18 protein-coding genes and 1 pseudogene are annotated in these 23,977 nt (G+C 57.6%); 11 read left to right on the forward strand and 8 right to left on the reverse strand.

The features are described 5' to 3' along the window. The first annotated feature begins 706 nt into the window (after positions 1 to 706). Complete coding sequence (locus tag A3A9_RS0135440; RefSeq protein WP_027062699.1) at positions 707 to 949, forward strand: hypothetical protein; 243 nt, start codon at positions 707 to 709, stop codon at positions 947 to 949. A gap of 146 nt (positions 950 to 1,095) precedes the next feature. Beyond that, a complete protein-coding gene (locus A3A9_RS0135445) occupies positions 1,096 to 3,996 on the forward strand; it encodes a glycosyltransferase (protein ID WP_152536284.1) in 2,901 nt (966 codons plus the stop codon). Positions 3,997 to 4,067: 71 nt separating this feature from the next. Here the strand turns inward: A3A9_RS0135445 and A3A9_RS40645 are convergent, their stop codons facing one another. The 4 genes from A3A9_RS40645 to A3A9_RS0135465 form a co-directional block, all read right to left on the reverse strand. After that, positions 4,068 to 4,877 carry a class I SAM-dependent methyltransferase gene (locus A3A9_RS40645; protein ID WP_245279213.1) on the reverse strand — a complete coding sequence of 270 codons (810 nt, stop codon included), beginning with the start codon at positions 4,875 to 4,877 and terminating at the stop codon, positions 4,068 to 4,070. A 60-nt stretch (positions 4,878 to 4,937) separates the two neighbouring features. Next, the gene (locus A3A9_RS42075; protein WP_161634578.1) at positions 4,938 to 6,842 is read right to left on the reverse strand and encodes a class I SAM-dependent methyltransferase; all 1,905 of its coding nucleotides are present in this window, start codon (positions 6,840 to 6,842) and stop codon (positions 4,938 to 4,940) included. A 201-nt stretch (positions 6,843 to 7,043) separates the two neighbouring features. Further along, positions 7,044 to 8,552 (reverse strand): alginate O-acetyltransferase AlgX-related protein, encoded by a 1,509-nt coding sequence (locus tag A3A9_RS0135460; RefSeq protein ID WP_027062701.1) that lies wholly within the window; start codon positions 8,550 to 8,552, stop codon positions 7,044 to 7,046. Then, positions 8,552 to 9,973, reverse strand: coding sequence for an MBOAT family O-acyltransferase (locus A3A9_RS0135465; RefSeq protein ID WP_027062702.1), 1,422 nt, complete (start codon positions 9,971 to 9,973; stop codon positions 8,552 to 8,554). Before A3A9_RS0135465 ends, A3A9_RS0135460 begins: the two co-directional genes overlap by 1 nt. A 367-nt stretch (positions 9,974 to 10,340) precedes the next feature. On the opposite strand from A3A9_RS0135465, the gene A3A9_RS40655 reads away from it, so the two are divergent. Next, positions 10,341 to 10,658 carry a zinc ribbon domain-containing protein gene (locus A3A9_RS40655; RefSeq protein WP_027062703.1) on the forward strand — a complete coding sequence of 106 codons (318 nt, stop codon included), beginning with the start codon at positions 10,341 to 10,343 and terminating at the stop codon, positions 10,656 to 10,658. Between the two features lie 791 nt (positions 10,659 to 11,449). On the opposite strand, the gene A3A9_RS0135480 is transcribed toward A3A9_RS40655, so the two are convergent. Next, positions 11,450 to 14,311, reverse strand: a complete 2,862-nt coding sequence (locus tag A3A9_RS0135480; protein WP_027062704.1) for an ATP-binding protein — start codon at positions 14,309 to 14,311, stop codon at positions 11,450 to 11,452. 404 nt (positions 14,312 to 14,715) lie between these two features. Here A3A9_RS0135480 and A3A9_RS0135490 point away from each other — a divergent pair, with 404 nt between their 5' ends. From A3A9_RS0135490 to A3A9_RS40660, 5 genes and pseudogenes are all read left to right on the forward strand, one after another. Beyond that, positions 14,716 to 15,132, forward strand: a complete 417-nt coding sequence (locus A3A9_RS0135490) for an organic hydroperoxide resistance protein (RefSeq protein ID WP_027062705.1) — start codon at positions 14,716 to 14,718, stop codon at positions 15,130 to 15,132. A 70-nt stretch (positions 15,133 to 15,202) separates the two neighbouring features. Next, positions 15,203 to 16,264 (forward strand): alpha/beta fold hydrolase, encoded by a 1,062-nt coding sequence (locus A3A9_RS0135495; protein ID WP_027062706.1) that lies wholly within the window; start codon positions 15,203 to 15,205, stop codon positions 16,262 to 16,264. A 162-nt stretch (positions 16,265 to 16,426) separates the two neighbouring features. Then, positions 16,427 to 17,218, forward strand: coding sequence for an alpha/beta fold hydrolase (locus A3A9_RS0135500; RefSeq protein ID WP_027062707.1), 792 nt, complete (start codon positions 16,427 to 16,429; stop codon positions 17,216 to 17,218). Further along, positions 17,215 to 18,183 carry a quinone oxidoreductase family protein gene (locus tag A3A9_RS0135505; RefSeq protein WP_027062708.1) on the forward strand — a complete coding sequence of 323 codons (969 nt, stop codon included), beginning with the start codon at positions 17,215 to 17,217 and terminating at the stop codon, positions 18,181 to 18,183. The genes A3A9_RS0135500 and A3A9_RS0135505 overlap by 4 nt, the downstream gene beginning before the upstream one ends. 392 nt (positions 18,184 to 18,575) lie before the next feature. Further along, positions 18,576 to 19,286 (forward strand): annotated as a pseudogene (locus tag A3A9_RS40660) (NAD/NADP octopine/nopaline dehydrogenase family protein); the annotation flags it as partial. Positions 19,287 to 19,433: 147 nt separating this feature from the next. Here the strand turns inward: A3A9_RS40660 and A3A9_RS0135520 are convergent. Together A3A9_RS0135520 and A3A9_RS40665 are read right to left on the reverse strand one after the other, a co-directional pair. Further along, on the reverse strand, positions 19,434 to 20,021 hold the full coding sequence (locus tag A3A9_RS0135520) for a cation transporter (RefSeq protein ID WP_027062709.1): 588 nt from the start codon (positions 20,019 to 20,021) through the stop codon (positions 19,434 to 19,436). Positions 20,022 to 21,540: 1,519 nt separating this feature from the next. Next, positions 21,541 to 22,032: a hypothetical protein gene (locus A3A9_RS40665; RefSeq protein ID WP_033839129.1), complete on the reverse strand. Its 492-nt coding sequence runs from the start codon at positions 22,030 to 22,032 to the stop codon at positions 21,541 to 21,543. A 206-nt stretch (positions 22,033 to 22,238) separates the two neighbouring features. Between A3A9_RS40665 and A3A9_RS41585 the strand changes: the two genes are divergently transcribed. After that, positions 22,239 to 22,505 carry a response regulator gene (locus A3A9_RS41585; RefSeq protein WP_051371497.1) on the forward strand — a complete coding sequence of 89 codons (267 nt, stop codon included), beginning with the start codon at positions 22,239 to 22,241 and terminating at the stop codon, positions 22,503 to 22,505. Between the two features lie 152 nt (positions 22,506 to 22,657). On the opposite strand, the gene A3A9_RS42080 is transcribed toward A3A9_RS41585, so the two are convergent. After that, positions 22,658 to 23,137: a DUF982 domain-containing protein gene (locus A3A9_RS42080; RefSeq protein WP_082222392.1), complete on the reverse strand. Its 480-nt coding sequence runs from the start codon at positions 23,135 to 23,137 to the stop codon at positions 22,658 to 22,660. A gap of 98 nt (positions 23,138 to 23,235) precedes the next feature. On the opposite strand from A3A9_RS42080, the gene A3A9_RS0135555 reads away from it, so the two are divergent. Together A3A9_RS0135555 and A3A9_RS0135560 are read left to right on the forward strand one after the other, a co-directional pair. Next, complete coding sequence (locus A3A9_RS0135555) at positions 23,236 to 23,421, forward strand: hypothetical protein (RefSeq protein ID WP_152536285.1); 186 nt, start codon at positions 23,236 to 23,238, stop codon at positions 23,419 to 23,421. Between the two features lie 56 nt (positions 23,422 to 23,477). Continuing rightward, positions 23,478 to 23,977 (forward strand): NRAMP family divalent metal transporter (locus tag A3A9_RS0135560; RefSeq protein WP_027062714.1); only part of this gene is annotated, 500 nt, incomplete at its 3' end.

Raw genomic sequence — 23,977 nt, forward strand, 5'->3', positions numbered from 1 at the left:
TGGCGAGGCCGAGCAGTATCTGTGCCCACTCTCGCACCGGCATGGCCAGCGTGCGGCGTTGGTAGAGCGCCAGCAGCGACAGAACGAGATGCGTGGCGACCGCGCCGTAGAGGAGCAGCGTGCCGGCCGGGTTGCGCCAGATCAGCAGGAACACNGCGCGCCCCTTATCCGCTGCTTCAAGCGAGATCAGGAGCAACGCATGGTTCAGGAAATGCAGCGTCACGAAGGCCATCAGCACGAGGCCGGACACCAGCCGTGCGTTGCGGAGCCACGCGTCCGGCAGCCATCCGGGCGGTGCTGCTGGGACCTGCGATTGGCTCATTTCCAGTGCCTTAAACGATTCGCTAGCCAAAACACGCCGGCAATAGCGCCTTCCGGTCAAGATTTGCCGGCGGCGACAATCAGTCAATCAAGCCTTGCCGCCTGCCATTCCACGACGTGGTGGCAGTTCGATACGGCCAAATCGCCTGGGGTTCCTGGAAGCTTTTCGAACTTTCTGGATCGCTCAGCAGCCTGAACTGCGTGGGCTAATAGGACAAGTTGGGACGTAGATTCCTTATGAGCCATCGACTTTCTTACCGATGGGCGCTGTGAGGACGAACCGCGTTGCAGTCTCGACGCCATTTCTCCATTTTCTGACGGACGTCTCCGCAACACGTGCCGGTGCAGCTCGATTTCGGCCCTTCTACCGCCCCGCTGCGATACAGTGCCGGCAACAAAGCTCGCCTCGGCACCCTGCTTCATCACCTCGATGATCTACGAGGCCGACGGGCAGACAAAAGAAATCAAACACTTGAATGGCGTAAAGCCCAGCTTCACCTATTCGCCGACCCGGCGCTGGGTGACGCATGTCACCACGGGGAGGGGCGCCGCCGTGCTGCTCGTTGACGCCAATTTTTCATTTTATCGATATTATTGCATTTCTTACAAGATTTTATATTTGGAATAACAATGATTTGCCCTTGACAGCTCTGTCCAATTTCAAGCTGTATAACACGATGTTTTGCGACCTGATGGTGGCACCCAAGATACGTGCAGAGATCTTATTTTTAAGAGAACGTTGTTGACAATATCAACGCGTACACAGGTGAGATCTTGGAAAACATCAGTGGGATATTGAAACTTCAAGTAGGTCGTCTGAGTAACAGCGTCAATCAGTTCACCAATCGATTGTTGCCTGAAGCACTGCTTTTCAGAAGATTCGCGACAGGCGAGGCAAGCCGGCATCCCAAGCTTCTATGCGCGCTCGACATTCCGGCCGGTCGGTCGTTTCATGTCGGTAAAGGGCTTGCGCTGTTTTTGCAGGGCTGGGCTTTCTGTCCCGGCAATTCGATCAAGCGGCTCTATGTTCTGGATGGAACAAGGCGCTATGAAATCCAAAACCACTCCGGGGCTCGGCCGGACGTCCTACGCAGCTTTTATCCAGCGCAAGATCCGAGCGGCGACAGCCTGTTTTCCGAGTTTATTACGATATTGCCGATCCACGACATTACCAAACCGGAAAGACGCGAACTGCGGCTTCTTGCCGAGCTGAAATCGGGAGAGACCGTAGAGCAGCCTCTCGCCGCCTTCGAGCTTCTGCCGGGCAGCAACCGGCGGCCGGTGAAAGCGAAGTGGCCGGCCAGCGGGCCCAGAGTCGCTATTTGTATGGCAACCTACAATCCTCCCTTGGACCTCCTCCAGAAGCAGATCGCGTCGATCATCCGGCAGGATCACCAGAACTGGATCTGCATCATCACCGATGACAGCTCGATTGCCAGTTCCTCCCTCGATATTCTCGATCTGATCGGAAACGACAGCCGGTTTATCTATTTTCGAAATAAGTATCGGAAAGGTTTTTACAACAACTTTGAAGAATGCCTCTCTCTCGTGCCCAAGGATACGGAGTTCGTCGCCCTGGCAGATCAGGATGACGTTTGGCGCGTCGATAAACTGAAGAAACTTATTCAAGCATTGCCCGAGACCAAAAAACTTGCTTTCAGCGATTGTCGCATCGTTGCAGGCGACACGGTTGTCGCCGAAACATACTGGGCTCATCGAAAAAATGAATATGTCGACTTTCGGTCTTTGTTCTTGGCCAATTGCGTAACTGGTGCGGCCAGTCTGTTTCGCAGCGATATCCTCGACCGAGTGTTGCCGTTTCCGCAACGGCTCGTCGGTGTCTACCATGATCAATGGATTGCGCTTACAGCCGAGGTTGTTGCTGGAATTGCCTACACCGACGAGCCTCTGTACGATTATCATCAGCACGGCGCCCAAGTGGTGGGGCAAGTTGTCAAGCGCTACCCCGGTGTTTCCCATACCCTGGCGGTTCTTCTGAAAAACGCAGGCAACAAACGCGCGTTGCTCCATACGGGTCGAGCTTTGTTGCAGCAGGCACGCGAGGATTTTACAGGCGCGCTTGAGAAAGCCATATTCGCTGAGACGCTTCGGTTGCGTAACCCCGGAATGCCGGCACGGCTGGAGAAGATTACCAACCAGATATCGCGCTTGACGAACAGTGTCGTAGAACCGGTCCTTTTGAAGCTTTTGAGCGCGTTGCGGCGGCGTTCGACATTGAACGTCGAAGGCCTAGTGATGAACGCGGCCCTTGGTGTCAGAGTAAGAAATCTTGCCTATCGGCTGAAGAAGGCCCGCTACCTCCAATATGTCGAGAAGATCACCGCGGGAACCGAAACTTTGACGAGCGCAGAGGCTTCCGGCGGGATACCGCATGTTCAGGATATCGGGTCAAACTGGATTTTTCATAACATCGAGGCGCTTTCGCTGCGCGTATCGAAGCGCGAGCCAAAGCGTGTCAACATCCTTCTAGCGACAATCGATTTTAAATACATCTTCGGCGGCTATATTGGTATGTTCAGCTTGGCGCTTCGGCTGCGCCGCGAAGGCTTTCTCGTACGTATCGTAACGCTCGAATATACGGAACTCGACATGGCGCTAGCCCGCGAGCGCATCAAGGGTTACCCCTGCGTCGAGAACCTGTTCGACGAAATCGAAATTGAGAACAGGCACGATCGCAAGGAGGAATTGTTAGTCAATCCCGACGACCGCTTCATCGCCACCAATGGCTGGGGCGCGCATGTCGCACACCATGCCAGCCACCAATTGGGCCAGGACCGGTTCATGTTCATGGTGCAGGAATACGAACCCTATTTCCTGCCGATGAACACGATCGCAGCGCTGTTCCAGCAATCCTACCGCTTTCCGCAATTCCAGCTTTTTTCGACGTCTTTGCTGCGTGATTTCTTCAGGCAGAACAAGATCGGCGTGTTCTCGCAACCGGGTGCCGACAGAAATCATGCCGTGTTCCGCAATGCCATCCAGAAGTTCACACCCTCCAAGGACGACATGCTCGACCGCGAGCGTCGCATTCTTTTCTATGCCCGCCCGGAAGCGCATGCTTCGCGCAATCTTTTCGAACTGGGCATGATGGCGCTTGCCGAGCTTGCCCGTTCCCCGGATTTCGACGCCGACAAGTGGAAATTCTACGGCATGGGTTCGATTGGTGGTGCCAGCAAGATCAGGCTGGGGCGTGGTGTGGTCATGGAGATGATGCCTAAGACCGACCTTCAGACCTATTGCGAACGGTTGCCTCACCATGATGTTGGCCTGTCGTTGATGTTGACGCCTCACCCCAGTCTGGTGCCCCTGGAAATGGCCTCGGCGGGTATGTGGACTGTGACCAATACGTTTGAGAACAAGACGGCGAAGAGCCTGCGGGATATATCGACCAACCTAATCGCTGTGGAGCCGACGCTGGAAGGCGTGGTCGCTGGGCTCAAGGACGCGATATCGCGCGTCGACCAATACGACCTACGCCTGCAAGGCTCACATCTCGATTGGCCGACCGATTGGAACGATGCGTTCTCAAACGCGACCATGAAGAAGATGGTCGACTTCCTGTCCAACGGCCCGTCTCTTCCGTTGCAAGTTGCTCGCACCAGAAAAAGGGCGAACCGCGTTGCCGCCGCCGGCATTTCCGTCTCAGCCCCGTAGGGCGCGCCGAATGGCACCGGCAGCAAGACCGCCGAATGCGCTGTCGAAGTCAAATCAAAAGGGAAGACAAGTCAGGGAACTCGGATGATCCACTCGTCCTGTAAGCCCCACCATCCGGCCGACTTGAACGACACGATGCGCGCGTTGGTCGCGTCATAGATCGCCTTGATGACATAAGTCGGCAAGACGACTGTGGAGCCATAGATCGACGGATCAAGATCCTTCTGATCCGACCCGTCCAGATAGCCGTATTGCTGCCCATCCTTGAGCACTTCGGCAAGCTGTGGAACGACGCTGGCCGCATGTGCCCCATGCGTGGAGAACATCAGATAGCCGTCCGGTTTGAGCGCCGCGCAAACCGAAGACAACCAGCGCTGGAACAAGCCGTCTGGCAGATGGGACCATAGCGAGATGGCGAAGATGAAATCGTACTTTTCGCCCGGCTCCCAATCCTCGGGAGCGCTAGCTGAAGGAATGGCCGGGACAGCCAAGACGTCCTCGCAGAAGGACACCGCTTCGGGATGAATGTCACACGCGACTAGATTCAAGTCCTTCAAATGACGCGTAACGCGGCCATAGCCGCTTGCGAATTCCAGCACCTTGGCATCCTTAGGCAAGCCCAATGATGTCATGAGTTCGCGCACCTGTTGCGCGTTGGCGGCGCCGTTCTCGAAATAGTGCTTCAGCGCCTCGAAGACCTTCATCTCCTCACCCGTCGATAACCGGGCGACGAGATGGCCGAAAATGTGGTCGTACTCATGAAGTTCCGGGCTGACCGAATATCTGTCCGCCCATACCTTGGCGAGGGCCTGCAGAAAATCGCTCGTTTCAAACGCCTGCGACGACCGGACCGGCGTGCTGTTCCGGCCGAGTTCCTTCACCAGCCCCAAGGTTGAATCCTTCCCTATGCTTTTTATCCACCGCAACATAGCGAGAACCGATCAAGCAGGTTTTTGGACAATGTACTGATCCTGGTATTTCCACCACAAACCGGCCTCGTAGGATATCAGGCGCGCTCCAGGTATCCTGCCGATCTGAGCGCCGACATAATGCGGGTGAACTGTTGAATTGCCGTAGTCCTGCGTGTCCAGGTCTATCTGTTCCGATCCGGTCTCGAAGGCGTATCCGTCTGGGCCAGGTGTGGGTATTTGCGCGTTGATCGCACGAGCGGATTCGCCGATCGTCGTGAAGATCAGATAACCGCCTGGCGCCACCAGCGCATAGAGCGCGGACAGCCATCTGCCAAAAGTTCGATCCGGAAGATGGGAAAAAAGCGATATGACCGCCACGATATTGAACTGGCCCGGGATTTTGAGTTGCTCGGGATCATTCGACGACAGATAAGCTGGACATCCGCAATTTTTGCGAACGAATTCCACCGCTTCGGGGTGGATGTCGCTCACCGTCAAGTCGCATAATTTCTGCAGATGGCGGGTGAGCCGCCCATAGCCAGCGGCAAATTCGAGAACCCTCAGATTTTCCATGTCGATGCCGAGGCCTTCGATTGTCGTCATCAACTGTTCTGCGTCCGCCAGCCCGCCCTTGAAATAGAACTTCAAGCCGCCTTCGGCGCTCAACTTCAGGAAATGCGCCAACATATGATCTTCCGAGTGAAGCGCCGGGCTTACCCGATAGATCGCCGAATATCGTTTTGCGGCAGCATCCATCTCACCAATGGCAACGGTTCCCACGACGCGCTCATCCTCACTCTCTGTCACCGGGAGTTGTTGGGCTTGCGCCCTGTTGTCTGGCACATGGGCCGCGGCTTTCGGAAGGCGACCCTCATGGCGGCCGGTACGCAGATAGTGCAGGAGTGGATTCACACCTGCGCTTGCAACATCGGGGTTGTTTCTGAGGTAATATTCTGAATCGAAAAAACGCACTGTATCGTGTTCCTCCCAGTCGGCATGGGCAAGATTTTCGGCAGCAAATGTCAAAGCTTCATCCAAGAACATGTTTTTGGTTGCGAGTTTGTCTCTCTCCGCGCTCAGATCATCGATCATGGCGACAAGCTCGCCCCTTTCGCCTCTCAAGGCTTTGACTTCCTGCATGAGCTGGTCGTTCTGCGCGCCCGCTCCTGCCATCTGGTCGCGGAGTTTCCAGTAGACGTCATAACTTGCGCTGACCAGAAAAGACGCTTCCAGCGCTGGTAGGCGATCCTCGTTCGCGGCGGCCACGCCGATATAGTACATGGTCTCGGGGATTTCGCGCGCGCTCTTCTCGACGGTACTTTCATCGCGAAAAACGCTGGCCACCCCGGCCGCGTCGCCCTGACAGGATAGGATCGACGACGCCACGGACAATCGCTGACCAAAAAGCCGGAGTGCAGGAAACTGCTCTCCCAGAAGGTTCTCGAACTCCTGGCGGGTCAATTCCTTGGCGTGCAACTCGTTAACGTGGCCCTGTCGTTGCGAGTAAACCTCGGTGTTGGGCGAGGACATCACCAGAAACCCGCCGGGTCTAAGAACGCGCCGGATTTCGGCCATCATGCCGGCCTGATCGGCCAGATGCTCAACGGTCTCAAAGGAAACGACCACATCGGCGCAACGATCGGCCAATGGCAATTTGACGGCGTCGGCGCAAATGAAAGAAAGATTTTGTGCCCGATATCGTGCCTCCGCATGCCTGACAGCGCCGTCTGAAATATCGATGCCGGTCACCTGCCGGGCAGACGCGGCGAGCGTGGCCGAACCAAAGCCCTCGCCACAAGCGAGGTCGATGACGTCAAGTCCGTCAACCAGGCCACGCGCCCACATATAGCGATGCATGTGCTCCTGGCGAATTTCGTTCAGCTGCTCCGGATGATACCGCTCGCCGGTGTAATTCAGCGCGGATTTCCCGGTCATCTCCATGGTCCTCCCCAAGTTCGACAGAAGAATTACACCATCAGAAATTTGTCGTTAGATTGAGCCAGTTTCGCATCATATCGCTCTCAATCGAGAGCGCTAGTTCCTATTTGCATAATCGAGACAGTATTCGCGCCCATAAGACTCAACGAACGACATGCCTCAGCCTCATTTGAAAATTGTCCAGCCCTGTGAACAGGATCATCGGGCCGTTCCGCCGGCCGCGGAACGCCAGCCAAACTGTACATCTCTCATGGTCGTCTGCTGCCCGGAATCGCCTGGGTCGATACGAATGGAACGCCCAGCCAGGTAGTCGGGAAGAACCAGTTCAATTGCGTGGTCGCCGGCGTCGAGCGGCAGCTGAATCGAACGGCCGGCCACAAAGGCTCCATCTTCGCCTGCGTGAGGTGAAAAAAAGATCTCGAATACATCGGGGATTTTCAAGGTCAGTTGTAGGCGAATGCAAGGGGTTTTTCGGCCGGTGGCCGGTATTGGCACAGTGGCGACCATTTGCGGATCAGGGGTTGTCGTGCGAAAGCCGCTCGCGTCGACAACGATGCCTCGCAGCGTTGATTTGCCAGAGGAAGCAAAACCCTCGCATTCCCTGGCAGCTAACTCGTCGCGTGCGACCAAGGACTGACCCAGCGTGCTGGACCATGAAAGAGGGCCGGTCAACGCCGAATCAACTACCGCTCGCTCGATGCGACTGACGATCAGCCTGTTGCTGCCGAGTACTGCATTCGTGATCTCCTTTGGATCAGCACCAAGAGTGTATTCGACGCCGTTGCGGAAAGGGTCCGTCAGGCCTCTGATCTTGCTATAGAATGAATCATGCAAGATGACGGTGGAATTCGCCTGATCGAACTGCTTGATCGAAGACAGCGCCTTTGTTTCCACCGAACTGTCGATGTCACTTTCCGCTTCGCCGTTACCAACTAACAGCATAAGTGTTTCAAGATCTGCCGGTCGCAGAGTCATTTTCTCGGTCGGCGCGGGCGGCTGCATTCCGCTTGCCTCTGGAAAAATCGTGGTAAGCAATTGTCGGAAAGCGATCGCTCCGCCGAAGTAGGTCCAGTGGGTGTCTACCTTGCCGTAGAGATTATTTCCGGGTGAGTTTCTTTTTGCATCCTGCAGCGCGGTTAGATGGTCAATGATCCGGGACGCTTTGGTCCGAATCGTCGACCGCAAGAGGTCGGCGCTCTGCTGTTTACAGACCCAGAACTTTTTAAAATGAGGGTCGAGAAACTCTGGATAAAGCGTCGATTTGTCCGATGGAATCGCAAAATACATCTCAATTCCAGAAGCGGCGGCAACGTCGAGCATGGCCTCCATACGGGAGACGGCCATTTCTACGTCATATTTGGTTTGGCACTGCCCGCCAAACCAATCGCCCTTCCAAAAGAGCCAGCCGTCCTTCCCGGTAACAACGTTGTTCTGGTCATATTGGTGAACGATTTTCAACAAAATGGTATTTCGAACGGAAATGGCAGATTTCTTGAGCTGTGAACGTTCAAGAAGAGCCGAAGCCACCTGATCGAACGCGCCGCTTGAGCCGGTAGAAAGCGCTTCCATTGGGGGAAAAAGAGTAAACTCTCTCTGACCATAGGGTTCGACAGCACCGCGAAAGCCAAGCACCAACAGCGGTGACGCGATCATGGCCACGAAAGCCGTGGTGACAATGGCGCTGCCTATTTTCTTTGCTTTTGACATCAGAATTGGAAGTACAAAAACGGGGTGTAGCCACCGCTCAGCGCCACCACTTGACAGACCACCAGGGCAACAACTGTGTAGCAGGCGCCGGCGATATAAAGTCTATCGCCGATGGTCTCGCTTGTCAGCAACTGGCCGAACGAGAGTCGGCCAGGCAGAACGTAGATGGCCGCACCGATCGCAAGTGCGATTATGCTGGTTGTGGCTAGCGGGGATACTGCGTCCAGGCTGAACGCGTCGGCGGCACCCGGCAAACCCATCGCCTTCCACAATGAAATTGCCTGCTCGAGCGATGTCGAACGGAACAGCGGCCAGCTGAACGTTACGACAGGCAGGAAGTAGACATATCGCAGCCATCCTTTTTCGAGCACCTTGGGCCACCTACCGGTCGCGACACGCTCGCCTAGGATAAACAAGCCGTGGAACAGACCCCAGCACAAGAATGTCCACGAGGCGCCGTGCCAGAGGCCGGTTACCGCGAAAACGATCAACAGGTTTCGATAGGTCGCGATCCTGCCATGCCGACTTCCGCCCATGGGTATGTACAGATAGTCGCGAAACCAGGTCGACAGCGAGATGTGCCAAAGCCGCCAGAATTCGGTGATCGAGCGGCTGGCATAGGGTCTCTTAAAGTTCTCGGCAAAGCGGATGCCGAACATGCGGGCAAGGCCGATGGCCATGTCCGAATAGCCTGAGAAGTCAAAGTACAACTGGATGCCATAGGCAGCGGCCGCCAGCCAAGCTGAGATGAAGGAAATGGAATCGTGCGGGGCCGCAAAAATGGCGTCCGGAATAGGCGCGACGCCATCGGCGATCATCACCTTTTTCATCAGGCCATGAGCGAAGCGGGTGGCACCGACTGAGAAGCTCGCAAGGGATATCTTCGGCTCTCGAAAGTCTTCGACAACGTCGCGGTAGCGCACAATTGGTCCAGCGATCAAATGGGGAAAAAACGTGAAGTAAGTGCTAAAAAGCACGACATTGGGTTCGGCCGGGATGGCGCGACGGTGGACGTCGATCAGGTAGGACAATGCCTGAAAGGTAAAAAAGGATATCCCAATCGGGAGAACGATGCCTGTGAATTTCATCGGCAGCTTGCTGCCGGAGATGAGATCAACGTTCATCACGATGAAATCGAGATATTTGAAGAACACGAGAATGCCGACAAGGATTACAACTGCTGACGTAGCAACTGCGTTTCTCGATCGCGTACTCCCGCAAACATCGAGAGCGAGCGCCCCGAGATAGGCGACAACTACATCCGCGACGAGTATGATGACGTAAGTGTCAGAGGACCAGTAGTAGAATACCAAACTCAAAACAAGAAGGCTTGGCCTAAAGGCAGACGGCTTGGCGAAAAGAGCGACGGAAAGCGCGATGGGAAGAAAGAAAAAGAGAAAATTGCTCGCCGAAAATACCACCTTGTCCTCGATCGCATCGGTGTCTTCGTTTAAAGTCCAGCACTGTCCGTACCAATCTTCGGCCAGCCCCTCAATCGAGATTTTGTCACCGCTGGGATCTGATATTCCGAGCGCAGAAAAAATTCTCGAACGGGCGGTCCCACAGGCGCGGCTTTACAAGTCGGTTCTTTCGATCCTGAACCACCTCCAGAAACCGTCTCTTCGAGAAAATGCGGTAAAGCGGGTGCGTCGGGATCGGAGATATCCAACATATCATTTGACTTCATAAAACCGTGCCTTCTTCACAATGGGAGCCCGCATCTCAGCGCGGAAGCTGTCTATCCGGCAAGAGTGGAAAGGCAAGTTGCATCAAGGTCGGCACGAGCCCTTGGTCTCGATCGAATTATGGGAGCGGGTCCAAGGCGTTTCGGCCGGCAGGAACACAGTGCCAAACCATCCGCAGGGCAACGAATTTGCCTTCTCCGGCCTGATGACCTGCACCAATTGTGGTTGTGCGGTCGTGGTGGAGATCAAGAAAGGGAAGTACGTCTACTACCACTGTGCCGGACATGCCGACAAAGGCCGGGGCGGATATGCCGAATGCCGGCGCAAGTACGTTCGTGAGGAAGTGCTTGATCTGGCCTTCGCCAATTTGCTCGACCAGTTGCATTTCGATGAGGAGGTGTTGGATAAAGGCAGCCCTTAAGGCCAGTCATGCCGATGAGCGCCGGGAGCACGAACAGGCAATTCACCGGTCTCAAGTTGAGTGCAAGCGATTGGAAGATCGCCTTCACGCCATGTATCTCGATAAGGTCGATGGCCGCATCGACAACATTTTTACGACCGGATGTCGGCACAGTGGCGGTGCGGACCTCGCCTTGGTCCCACATGCAGTTCGACAGCACCAGGTTCAGGAGCCTCTTTTTCTCGTGAGCGGGCTGTTTTAGAAACAGCCGACTGGCATTTCGCGCCAGTTCCAAAAGGCGAATGCCATATCCATGTAGGATTCCTCAGCGCTATCGTGGCGCTCAATCTCGCGAAGCAGGCGCGTTTGCTCGGTTCGCCCTCAGGCAACCATTTGATTTGTTGTGGGAAACTATCGCATAGGCAAAGAGACTAGGTGCGCACAAATCGAATTTGTCCACAGGGCACACAATTTGGCTGGGCTTCCTGGAAGCTTTTCGAACTTTCTGGGTCGCGCCTAAGCCGGAATTGCGGGTGCTTATGGATAAAGCGGGATACTAAATTCGGCTTTTAGGACCGCTTACCGATTCGCATCCCGGCTTGGATCTCCCAACAGCCAATTGGATTAGCGAGGCGGTTCGATCGCGAAGTCAACAGCAAGGTGATCGCTGCATCGGGTGTAAGAGAGGGTTCACTAACTGTCACATGTGGCAGGCCTACGACGTCAAGGCCCCGATATGGAGTCCGATGTATGAAATCAACAGCCATGCACTCCCAGTCTCCTCGAATGGACAACCTCCCGAAAGCTCACACCTATTTCAGAGTTGCCAGCACGCGTGCGGCTGACTGCAGGTCTGCAGTTTCCAAGCCTTCCCCAAATCGCGCGAAAATCGGCAGGAGAAGAGCCCGTGCGTCCCGGTGTCGTCCCCGAGCGGCCAACAGAGAGGCAAGGTCGACAGCGGTCCGCAACTCCCATGCGCGCGCGCCCTGACGATCACTGAGCTCCAACGACCGCCGAAAACACATTTCCGCCTCTTCGTCGGCGCCAGGGCGCTGGGCCGCGAGAACAAGGCTTCCCTTTACGCGCAGCAGTTCCGGCATATAGCAAAGATCGCCACTTGCCTCGACGTCACGGATCGTCTCCTCGATCAGTGAAAGTGCCTCCGCGGATCGGCCCGCCGCAGCCAAGCCCAGAACGAACGAGATATTGAGCGGAGTGGTGAGCAGTTCGTAAGGCGCGGCGTGGAGTTCGCAAAGGCAGCGTCGAAGGCCTTCAACACCGCTGCTTGCGCTGCCGCGACGAATAGCGATCTCCCCTGTGAAGCCGCCTCCCAGTGCGAGATAGGGCCCGAGAGAATGAAATTCGGCACGAGAGAAAAGACGATTGATGTGTTTCTCAGCGAGCTCCAGGTCCCCGACCCAGAGGAACACGGAAACCGCCCAGACAAGTGCAATGGAGAGAGACAGGGGATGGTTCAGAACTTCCGCCTCCTCGATCGTCAGCAGCGCGCGCTCCGCGGCCCGATCCGGATGACCTTGCAGCCACAGTGTCCTTGCCAAAATCGATCCGGCCAGAATCTTGCCGTCAAAGCCGAGATAGTTCGTCGTGGTCCGGTTGGAGCGCGGCCCGTATCGCAACGCCGCTTCGAGCGCGGTCTGGGCACGGCCGAGCTCTCCGCTGAGGTGAAGCGAAATCCCCATCAAGGAATGCGCCAAAGAGGTGGAGACAGAATCCTCAAGGGTTCCGGCGATGACGGAACAGCGCTCCGCATAATGCAACGCGGTCCTGAACTCTCCCGTACGCAGGTGGAACATCTGCAGCGGGCCTAGAATCCGAAGCTGATCGAGCGCGTTGCCACTCCGGTCGGCAATGACCAGGCTTCTGTTCAAGGCCACGCGCGCCGCATCTCTTCCACCACGCGTGAACATCAGGGAGACCCCCAGGGCGGCCTGAAGATGCATCTCCTCCAATCCGCCTCTGGTAGCATCATCAAGAGTAAGGACCGCCTGCGCCGCCCAACGATGACATTCGGTGAGCAAGGACATCGACAGAAAAAACGGGGCCGCGGCGGCAGCCAGACGGACGCCGACGTCAGTGTTCCCGTCAAGTCCGAAGCACCAGTCTAGAGCCGCTCGCACATTGGCAAGGCCCGCTAGGTGAAGTGACCGTTGCACGCCGCTCGATAGAGTAGGCCACTCGGCTCCTGTCTCCTCCAACCAGCGCAGATAATGCGTCGCGTGACGCGCAGCCAGGCTCGCGTGCTCGGCATCGTCGACGTCGAGCTGAAGGGCGTAAGCCCGCGTCGTGTCGAGCAGGCGGTAACGCATCGTTGCCCCGGCAGGCCTTACCGCTATCATCGACTTGGCAACCAGGCTGTCGATAGCGCCAAATACGAGAGCGTCATCGACGGTTGCGCTCGTCACAACTTCCAGTGCGGCCTCGATCGAAAAGTGGCCAACGAAGATCGCGAGCCGGCGAAGCAGAAGACGTTCGAACTCCGATAGCAGTCCGTAGCTCCAGTCTAAAGTGGCCTGGAGGGTCTTCTGCCGCGGCGGCGCGGTACGTTGTCCCGGCCACAACAGGGTCAGCCGTTCGTCGAGAAGCTCCGCGGTTTTCTGGAGGCCATAAGTCGCAACCCGTCCGGCCGCCAGCTCAATCGCGAGCGGCACGCCATCGAGCTTGCGGCAGATGCCGGCCACGATGGCGGCATCCGCGTCCTGGAGATCAAGCCCGGCACCGCTGGCCGCGGCGCGTTCCAGGAACAGCTGGATCGCAGGGAAGCGGCGCGCCGTGGACGCGGTGAGTTCCAGATCGGTCGGCGCGCATGCGAGCGGTCCCAGCTTGTAAACGTGCTCGCCTTCGACTTGAAGGGGCTCGCGGCTCGTTGCCAGCAGGTGGGCTTGCGGTGCGGCGGCGAAGATGCGGGCCGCCAGGTCCGCCGCAGCGTCAATGACATGCTCGCAAGTGTCAAGAATCAGGAGGATCCGCTTGTCCGCCAGATAGGCGACCAGACTGGGCGTCGCGTCGTCGGACTGAAGAGACAGCCCTAGCATCGAGGCCACGGTCGTCGCAACCAAGCCGGGATCACTCACCGCCCCGAGATCGACGAAATGCACAGCACCCGCGAATGCTTCGACCAGATCGTGGCCCACCGCCAGAGCAACAGCGGTCTTGCCGACACCGCCCGTGCCAACGATCGTAATGAAACGCATCTCGGCCAGTTGAGTTGAAAGTCGGACAGTGTCGTCAGTCCGGCCGACCATCCGGATCAGGCGGCTTGGGAGATTGGCTTGAGGATAGCTGGCGACGGCCTCCCTTTGCCCATTGTCTTGACCTTTTGATCGCGAGACCGGGGCCACAAAGCAGTAGCCGCGCCCCGTCAGGGTGGCGATGTAGCGCGCGCCGTCCGCGCCATCGCCCAACGCCTTTCTGAGGTTGGCGATGTGAAACCGCAAACTGCCTTCTTCAACGGTAACGTCGGGCCAGACGTGAGCCAGCAGATCCTTCTTGCTCACGATTTCGTTGGGGCGCGCAGCCAAGGTTGTCAGGATGTCGAAAGAGCGCGTGCCCAGATTGACAGGCACGCCTTGCCGCAGCAGGAGCCTCTCGCCCGCCGCCAACGTAAAGGGACCAAACGATATCCTGTCGCTCGTCTTCGCGGTTGGCGATGTCATGGCATCATTCTTTGTTGCTTCCTGATGGCTGGGACAGACCTGGTTCCAAGTCCGGGAGCTACGTAACAAAAAGTCGATTTCGTCGCCCCGAGGGACGATTGAGGCAGGACATAATAGCAGCTCAGGCCATGTTCCAGGACGTGCGGCCACTGGCGAGCGCTAACACCGCATCATAGTGTATAACGGGTGCTCCGGGCGATCTCTCTCTATGTGTCGAAGCAGCAAACACTTTTGCTGACCAGCCCCGGGAGAATGATCATGCTTGCAGTGTCGCTTTCGCTCGTGCCGCAAAATTTGCTTCGGCCTCAAGCTCTTTAAGTGCGTTTCCGCGCTCGTCGAGAGCGAAGCCGCGCGTCAATTTCCCATCGAATTCAAAGTGCCCTTTTGCGAGGACCGCAGACATCATGACCCAATCTGAAAAGCTACTGTATACCGCCAAGGTCCGCACCACTGGCGGCAGGGACGGCACATCGCGCAGTTCCGACGGTCGACTGGACATCGGGCTTTCCACGCCCGGCGGCCCAGGCGGCGGCACCAATCCGGAGCAGCTGTTCGCGGCCGGCTGGTCAGCTTGCTTCGAAGGTGCGATGGCAATCGCCGCCCGCAAGATGAACATCAGACTGCCGACGGGCATCGCAATCGATGCGGAAGTGGATCTGAACGTTGCCGACGCCGCTTTTTTCCTCAGCGCGCGCCTCAATGTGAGCGTGCCCGGGCTCGACCGCGGCGTTGCCCAGGCTGTTGTGGACGCAGCACATCAGACCTGCCCCTACTCGAAGGCAACGCGCGGCAATATCGAAGTCGCAATCAACCTGAACTAGCCACCGATCACATTGATCGAGCTTGCATGTCACTCTAGGCAAAATGTCATCACGACAAGGCAGTGCACCAATGAACGCGATCAAAGCCCCGGAAAAAATCAACCATCATCGTCGTCGCCTCTTCGGTGTTGCTGCCGCGACGGTCGCCGCGGCGCAACTTGGCGCGATCGGGATTGTGGAGGCGCACGGTGTCGGGACGGAAACGACCGCTTCCCGCACTCTGAAACCGCGGACCTCGTTCTCCTTAATGAAGCAGATCGACGCGGGTCTGCTGAGCGTCGGATATGCCGAGGATGGTCCTGCCGATGGCCCCCCAGTTATCCTTCTGCACGGATGGCCCTATGACATTTACAGCTATGTCGATGTCGCGCCGCTGCTTGCCGACGCAGGGTACCGGGTCATCGTGCCGTATCTGCGCGGTTACGGTACGACGCGGTTCCTGTCAGACGTAACCTCCAGGAACGGTCAGCAGGCGGCGCTTGCGTCCGACATCGTTGCTTTGATGAATGTGCTGGACATCCAGAAAGCGGTCGTCGCCGGCTATGACTGGGGCGCGCGCACGGCCAACATCATCGCCGCGCTCTGGCCCGAGCGCTGCAAGGCCATGGTGTCGGTCAGCGGCTATCTCATAGGCAGTCAGCAGTTGAACCAGGCGCCGCTGCCGCCGAAAGCCGAATTGCAATGGTGGTATCAATATTACTTCGCCACCGAAAGGGGGCGGGCGGGCTATGAGAAGTACACCCGGGAATTCACGCGCCTCATCTGGGAGCTTGCCTCGCCAAAATGGGCTTTCGACAATGCAATTTTTGAACGCTCCGCTGCCGCGTTCGACAATCCCGACCACGTCGCCATCTCGATCCATAATTATCGCTGGCGACTGGGTTTGGCGCCAGGTGAGCCAGAATATGATGCTTTGGAAAAGAAGCTCGCCGCGTTTCCAGCGATCGATGTGCCGACGATTACGATGGAGGGCGACGCAAACGGCGCGCCGCATCCCGATCCGGCAAATTACGCCAAGAAGTTCTCCGGCAAATACGAACACCGGCTGATCTCGGGCGGCATCGGTCACAACCTGCCGCAGGAGGCTCCGCAGGCCTTTGCGCAGGCGGTCATCGACGTCAACAAGTTCTGACAACCTGTCTGAATACTCCGCAGGGTATGTCTCTCAACGGACTTTCGGCAAGCGGATCGGCTCGCTGCAGCCTTGTCAAGGAACCATCTGAAATATCCACATCTTAGCCCTGCCCATCGCAATGAGACCACACTAAGCAAAACCATCGAAAGGATGTGTGAAATGAAAAGACTGCTGGCAGGATTGGCAATCGCCATGGCCGTATCAGGCAGCGTTTACGCGCAGCCAGAAAAGCCCGCCACCGTTCAGCCCACCATCGTTCTGGTTCACGGCGCGTTCGCCGATTCGTCGAGCTGGAACGGCGTCGTCAAGATCCTCGAGAAGGATGGATATCCCGTAGTGGCCGCTGCCAACCCCTTGCGGGGTGTTTCCAGTGACGCGCAGTATGTTGCCGACGTTGTGTCCGGCATATCATCGCCTGTCATCCTGGTCGGACATTCCTATGGCGGCTCGGTCATCAGCGAAGCCGCCGATGGCCATGCCAATGTCAAGGCGCTCGTCTACGTTGCGGCGTTTGCACCCGAGGTCGGCGAGACGACCGCCGGGCTTGCGGGCAAGTTCCCAGGCAGCACCCTTGCACCCACTCTCGCTCCGCCCGTTCCGCTTTCAGGCGGCGGGAAGGATCTCTACATCCAGCAGGACAAGTTCCGCGATCAGTTCGCGGCCGACGTTTCCGGCCCCGAGGCAAAGCTGATGGCCGCTACGCAACGGCCCATCACGGAAGCTGCGCTGAACGAGGCCCAGACCGCGGCGGCGTGGAAGAAGATTCCGAGCTGGTTCATCTACGGCGACAAGGACAAGAACATCCCACCGCAAGCTTCCGCCTTCATGGCCGCGCGGGCTCACGCGCGGGATACTGTCGTGATCAAGGGCGCCTCGCATGTGGCGATGGTGTCGAACCCTGAACCTGTCGCGCGACTAATCGAAAAGGCGGCTACGGAGGCATCGCGATGAAAGCCGTCGTGATGAACCGATGGGGCGGACCGGACGTCATCGAGTTTGTGGAGGTGTTCGAGCCAGTGCCGGGTCCGGGACAAGCTCTGGTTGAAGTAGCCGCTGCTGGCGTGAACTTCATGGACACGGGCGTGCGGCGCGGACTTGCTTGGAACGACGTGCCGGATCCGAAGATTTTGGGCGTAGAGGGCGCGGGCCGCGTGATCGCGGTCGGGGATGGGGTCGGCGATCTTTGGCCGGGCCGTCGTGTTGCCTGGGTCTATTCGCCAGGGAGCTATGCCGAGAGGGCGGTGATACGTGCCGATGCGCTGGTGCCGATACCGGATGCGATCGACGACCGCACCGCGGCAGCTGTGATGATGCAGGGGCTCACAGCCAGCCATTTCGCGACGGATTTCTATCCCGTGCGGCCCGGCGACATCGCGCTTGTCCATGCGGCTGCCGGTGGAGTCGGTCTACTGCTTACCCAGATCATCAAGCTGAGGGGCGGGCATGTCATCGGTCGCGTTTCCTCGGCAGACAAGCTAGCGATCGCCAAGGAGATGGGCGCCGATCATGTCATTGTGGATACCGAAGGACAGTTCGCCGACGAAGTAATTCGCCTGTCGGGAGGCGAAGGGGTGCACGTGGTTTATGACGGCTCAGGTCCCAAGACGTTCCAGGGCTCGCTCGACGCGCTCCGCCTGTCGGGCACCTTCTGCTGGTATGGACCCGTCCTAGGCGGTCCTGGTCCGATCGACATCATGAAGCTCCCGAAGAGCATCAAGATAGGCTACGCCACCTTTTTCGATCATATCCATACACCGGGACTGCTTCGCTCGCGCTCGGCCCGACTTTTCGACTGGATCGTCGAGGGCAAGCTCAAGATCAGGATCGGCGGCGAATATCGGCTGGCGGATGCACGGAATGCCCATGCCGACATGGAAAGCCGAACGACCACGGGAAAGCTGCTACTCATACCGTAGAACCGCGAACAAAGGTTAGCCCCAAAGACTGCCGCGTTTGCACCGGGGGCGCATGAGCGCGCGGTCATGGGCGGGCAGGCCCACTTCGACGGCCTCGATCGAGTCGATATCCATCGGCTTGGTGGCTTGTCGAGGATAAGCAACTGAGGTGGCTGCGCCCGCCCGGCGCGCCTGCCAGACCCCCTGCGGATCGTCTGTCCGCCGCCCAGAGAGCCGACCCGCTGAAGCGCGGCGTCGGCCCGAAACAGGAGCCTGCGAGCTGCGATCGGCTGCGTTCTTAATTGAGACCGGGTTCAACCGCATGAAGTTGTCGAGGATCGACGCCGCGGCATCGAGATACTCCTACTCTGATCGAGCATCGCGAGGGATACCAAGCAGTTGGCCGGGCGCAATGCAGCCTGCCTATCATCGTCTGGGGCACAACGCTCGTGACCGGCCGCCAGCGCGAATCGCCTGAAATCGATGTCGCCAGCGTTCGCCAGAAACTTGATGTCACGACGCTGCCTTTCAATGCGCTGGACCAAGGGTTCGAGCTTTGCACGACCTTGTTCGGCGATCGTTTCGTCAAGCGCGACGGCCTGCTTGCGATCGCTATCAGCAACCTCAATCCGCAGAACCATCTGGGAATTGCCCTTCTCAGTCTCACACGCATGGAGAAGGCCGAGCAGTGGAGTCAGGGTGGAAACGTCACCCCGGCCGTTGGCCGCGTTATCGAGGCTCTGGACGCCGAGCGATTGGCGATCGCGGCCCATTTTGGCATAGCCGTACGCACCGTCGAAGAGCATTTTTCATTGTCGTTCCACGTCCCAATGAGCACTGTTTCGAAAATGAACCAGGAGATGGATCGTCAAGGCCGTGGCCGCTTTGGTCCGACAACGATCGAAAGCCGCTATATTCTCGAGGATGTTCCGTTCGGACTGCTACCGACCGTATTGTTGGGGAAGATCAGCGGAAATCCAGCCGTTCTCCATGAATCTGGAATTTCCATACTGTCGGCGGCTTATGGCCGCGATCTCAAGGGAGACAATGATATTCTTCCTGCGCTAAGCGTCGAGGGAATCGCGAAAGCCGATCTGGAAAACCTTTGCCGGAAGGGCTTTTAACAACTCTTCACAGTGGATTGCACAATGCGGGAAACCGATAAGCGGCCAGCAGTACCCCGAGGTGATGTCCAGTTTTCAGCATTTCTTTTGCCAAACTGCCTTCCACAAAATCAACGAGTGGCCAGCATTTCGTTACCACGACGGCAATCAGGCGGCAGCCCGGCGTTCTTCACGCGCTGCTTCCCACACTTCGCGAGCCGCGTCAGCGTTCAAAGCAGCGATGCCCAGTCCCACCACCAGATCTGGCCACGCCGACCGCCAAACGAAAGCCGTCACCAGCCCTTCAGCAATAATGGCAACGTTGGCGAACGCGTCATTGCGAGCCGACAGGAACGCCGCTCGCGTCAGGCTACCGCTGTGGTGGCGATACGCAGCGAGCATGTAGGCACAAGAAAGGTTGACAGCGAGCGCACCCAGACCCGTCAGCGTCAGGGCGAGGGCTTGCGGGGGCACTGGCGAGTTGAACTTTTGCCACGCCGTCCAAAGGGTCGCAAGGCCCGGCACAAGCAGGATGAGTGCCAGCGCCATGCCTACCCGCGATCGGGCGCGCATCGACCAGCCTAGCGCGGCTAAAATGAGGAGGTTCACCGAGGCATCCTCCAAAAAGTCGATGCTGTCGGCGAATAGCGAAACCGAGCCGATGGCGAGCGCCACAGCGAACTCAATTCCAAAATAGCCGAGATTCAGCATCGCGACGAGCAAGACGACGCGGCGGAGAGCATTATGAGATTTCATGTCTAAACTCTGTCACCGTTTAGCCTCTCCGACTGTCAACGGTTCGCCCGATCCCGAAGCGGGCTGACCGGGCGGCGATAAACGCTGTCGGATTGTGCGAGATCAAATAGCCGAAAGGACGCAACTCGAACGTCATCGCGAAGGCGATGACGAGGCAAAGTGCTACGCTGCAGGCCTGATTTGGCATGAAAGAAGACTATTCTCCAAAATCCCAGCGAATGGTTGTCTGCATCGGAATCAATTCAAGAAACGGCAGATGATCGAAGCCACGATCGAACGTGCGAGAGATGATACGTGCTGTGACAAACGTTCGTGACGATCTTGCGATGTTGGGGCGCATTGGTCAGCTTTATGGTCCAGCCGTCCCGCAAAAGGACAGTCCGGTTGCGTGAAGAGTTTCGGGCGCCGGCAGGCGTACGAAAGTCACCGAGGAAGGAACCCGCGGGCCACAGGCGATGGTTATGGGGGATTTCGATTTGCGGCTGGCCTTCTACCAATCCCGCCGATCCGGACATGACGCTCGCAGAGTGTGAGGATTCACTGGAGGCAGCCACGCCTGCCTTGTTGCACGGCTTGGCGCAGCATCCCGATACGGCCGGCGCCAAGATACTCGCATCGAAATGCGTGTGCTTCAGGACCTTACCGAAGGTGAGTTGGTAGACGCTGGTTGCGCAGTACGCGGGCCTCGCGCCGGATGGAGCTGCGATCCGTCCCAACTAACCGAACAATGGCGCGAACCTCGTCCTCGGTTATCCCGGTATCGAGCGCGAGGCCGCTAACGGTATCCTGGCTGAGTGTCGGTTGCTTCGGTTCGTCGGCCATAACAGAGCCTCCTGTTCCCGCGATCACAACTTCTGCGAGTTGCATTGGTTCCGTTCGCTCGAAGCTGACTAAGCGGAAGGCGAGTCCAGCGGTCGCTTATTCCACCCGGACGAACTGACCATCATCGAGCGCGAACACGCCGTTGCCCGCCTGCCGCACATAGTCATATTTGAGCTTGCCCCATGTTCCCATGGGCTTTTGGCAGGTCGAGCAGGTGATGGGGTGTCGGAATCGGGCTGTTCTGGAATATCGAGCCGGACGGTCCGCACTCGGAACATGCCAGGGAGCTATTCAGCTGGTGCTGTGTCATCGCATCTCTCCAGAAACGTCGGCAGACCGGTGGTCAGGCGTAGCGAGGCGAATAGAGAAATAGGCGGTTGGATGTTATCAAACGGCTGAAATATGATACGGATTTCTGCCGAGTCAAGCCGCTGATTGCCCGATATTTCAAGCCGTAGTTTACCAACCCCGAATGGTCACCGCTTAAGGGGCGGCAGGGGTACTGGCGACCGCAGGGCGGTGCGAAGGATACTGCCCCAATCTACAGCAATTCGCCTATAAGGCACGGACTGTGAAACCCTCGCTGAGGCGCGTAGTAAAAATCGTAAATCTGTTTTTACGACGCCTCCCATGATCAGTCCGCCCGTTGGCCTACTCCTTGCCGACCAGGTCCGCAGGTACGGCTTCACAGCGAAGCTCAACAGCCTTGGCTCTGGGCGAGGGTGATCTGCTCCTGAAAAAAATCGCAATGCAACTGGTTGTCGTTGGCCCCTGGCGTATTGGAGCCGGAGAATATCTGGACAAGCACGCTGGGTTTCTGGCCGACTATGTCGGCCAGCTTGTTCGCGGTCACGGGAGCGCCGGTAACATGAACGGTTTGGTTGGCGACAGCGACCGGTATGGTTTCGGTGCCTATGTCCAGCTCGGAGAATGGCTTGAGGTTCAGCCGCGCTGCAGCTTCAGGGCTTGCGTCGCCGTAAAAGTGATTAGCAAGCGTGACCTGCCGATGCAGGCTCTTCATTCTTGCCATGGCCTCCGGGCTAAGACTGATTTCCACATCATAGAAGTAGGGCGGGGCGGAAGGTGTTGCGGCGGCCGCATTGGCAGCCTCGGAGCCAAGTGGCGCCAGGGTCCTACCAAAAACAGCGGCCAGAGCAACAACGGCAACTCGGTGAAAAGGTATGGTCACAGGCAATTTCCTCCTGAAGATGGGCGATAAGAGCTGGTGGTTGGTTCCTAGCGGTTAGCCTAGGCTCGGCCCTCTTGCGGACGGGAGGGGCGGTGCCCCTTAGAACCGAGAAACCACTTGATTCACCCCTAGCGTAGGATAGCTTATCGACCTATCTACCGCGAAAAAAGCGATCTTCGTTTGTCCCAAATTTCGGGGGTTATTCTATGGACACCGAAACCGCTGTTTCTGTCGTCCTTTTGGAAGATGAGCCGCTTATCGCGATTGACATTGAAGACCAGCTTCAAAGCGCGGGCTTCAACATCGTGAAAGTCCTGTCGACATGCGCCGAGGCTTTGGAGTGGTTGCAAGACCACTCTCCCGACATCGCCATCCTCGACCTCGAACGGAGCCTGCGAAGCGGTTGCGCATATGCTTATGGATCGCAAGATCCCGTTCATTATCCATTCGGGCATTCTACCCCAGCTCCATGACCCGATTTTCCTCAGTGGTCAGTGGGTGATGAAACCCGGCGCACCGGAGGAACTTTCAAAGGCCATTCACGTGGCCCTAGGGCAACCAGCTTCGTTTTGAGCACAGCGAGGCGAGCCCCCTGCGCTCGCAAAGGCCTTGCATGGCCAGCATCTCAATGCTGGGCTTTCAAGCGCCTCGCTTCTTTCAGCAGCGACGCCCGGTCAATGCCTATCATGTGAATCAGCTCACGGGCCTGCACTTCCGTGATGCCCGTTTCGCGTGCCAGGAATCTGACCAGAAATTCCTCCTCCTCCACCATGCGAGCGCGCTCCCGCCGCTTCTGGTCACCTGGTGACGGCGGCGCGCCCTGGAGGTCTCCCGGCTGCTCCAGATCCGCGTCTTCATCCTCATCCTTCACTGCCAAGCCAGCTTCCCTTGCTGCCGCCAGGAAGGCGCGTCGGGCATTCTCGACGTCATCGGTCGAGGCTAGGCGCCCGGTACAGGCCCGGAGCGCTGCGCGATATCGCGGCCCATGTTCTTCGGGCCAGCGCTCCATCATGAATACGGCGGCCTGCGACACGCTGGCCAACCTCCGGAACTCGCCTGGCTTTGACTCGACAATCAGCGGAACGTCGAAAAAGGCGTCGTTCATGAACAGCACCCTTTGGATTGATGAAGCGAACGAAAGTGCATGAAAATCGTTCCAGTGAGTGCCGGACGCTGCGCGACGTCAAGCGTTATGGAGGGATCATGACCCCGCTGCAGAAAGTGATTTTTTTGACCGGGGATGCCGTCGCAATCGCACTGGCCAGTACCGTGAGCGTCCTGATCTTGGAGCGGGTACTCCCCGGCTACCCCAACCTTACCATGGTCGGACCCCTGCTTTGCGCCGGTTCAGCCCTGATTTTTTGCAAATGGTTCTATGGCAGGCTGTGAGTGGAGCTTTTCCCAATATGCGGAGTTACTAACGCAATTGGGGCAGGGGAGGCGTCATGAGCACGAAAACACGTAAATCGGTCGTTGGACCTTCGAAGCCACGGCTGCTTGGGGTCCTCGGTCCTGGCCTTATTACGGGTGCCTCTGACGATGATCCGAGCGGCATCGCTACCTATTCTCAGGCTGGCGCTCAGTTCGGGTTCGGCCTGGCCTGGACGATGCTTTTCAGTTATCCACTGATGTCCGTCGTACAGGAAATCAGCGCCCGGATCGGCCGCACCACCGGGCGCGGTATCGCCGGCAACATGCGCGAGTATTATCCAAACTGGCTGCTGCAGTCGGTCGTCGTGCTGCTGATCATCGCCAACATCATCAACATCGGCGCCGATCTCGGTGCCATGGGCGATGCCCTGAAACTCATCATCGGCGGCCCCGCGCTGCTCTACGTCATCCTGTTTGGCGCCGTTTCCGTCGTGCTGCAGGTGTTCCTTAAATATAGCCGTTATGTCTCCATCCTGAAGTGGCTGACCCTGTCGCTATTCGCCTATTTTGGCAC

This window comes from Mesorhizobium loti CJ3sym, from assembly GCF_000472785.1.
GTDB classification, from domain to species: Bacteria; Pseudomonadota; Alphaproteobacteria; order Rhizobiales; family Rhizobiaceae; genus Mesorhizobium; species Mesorhizobium loti_E.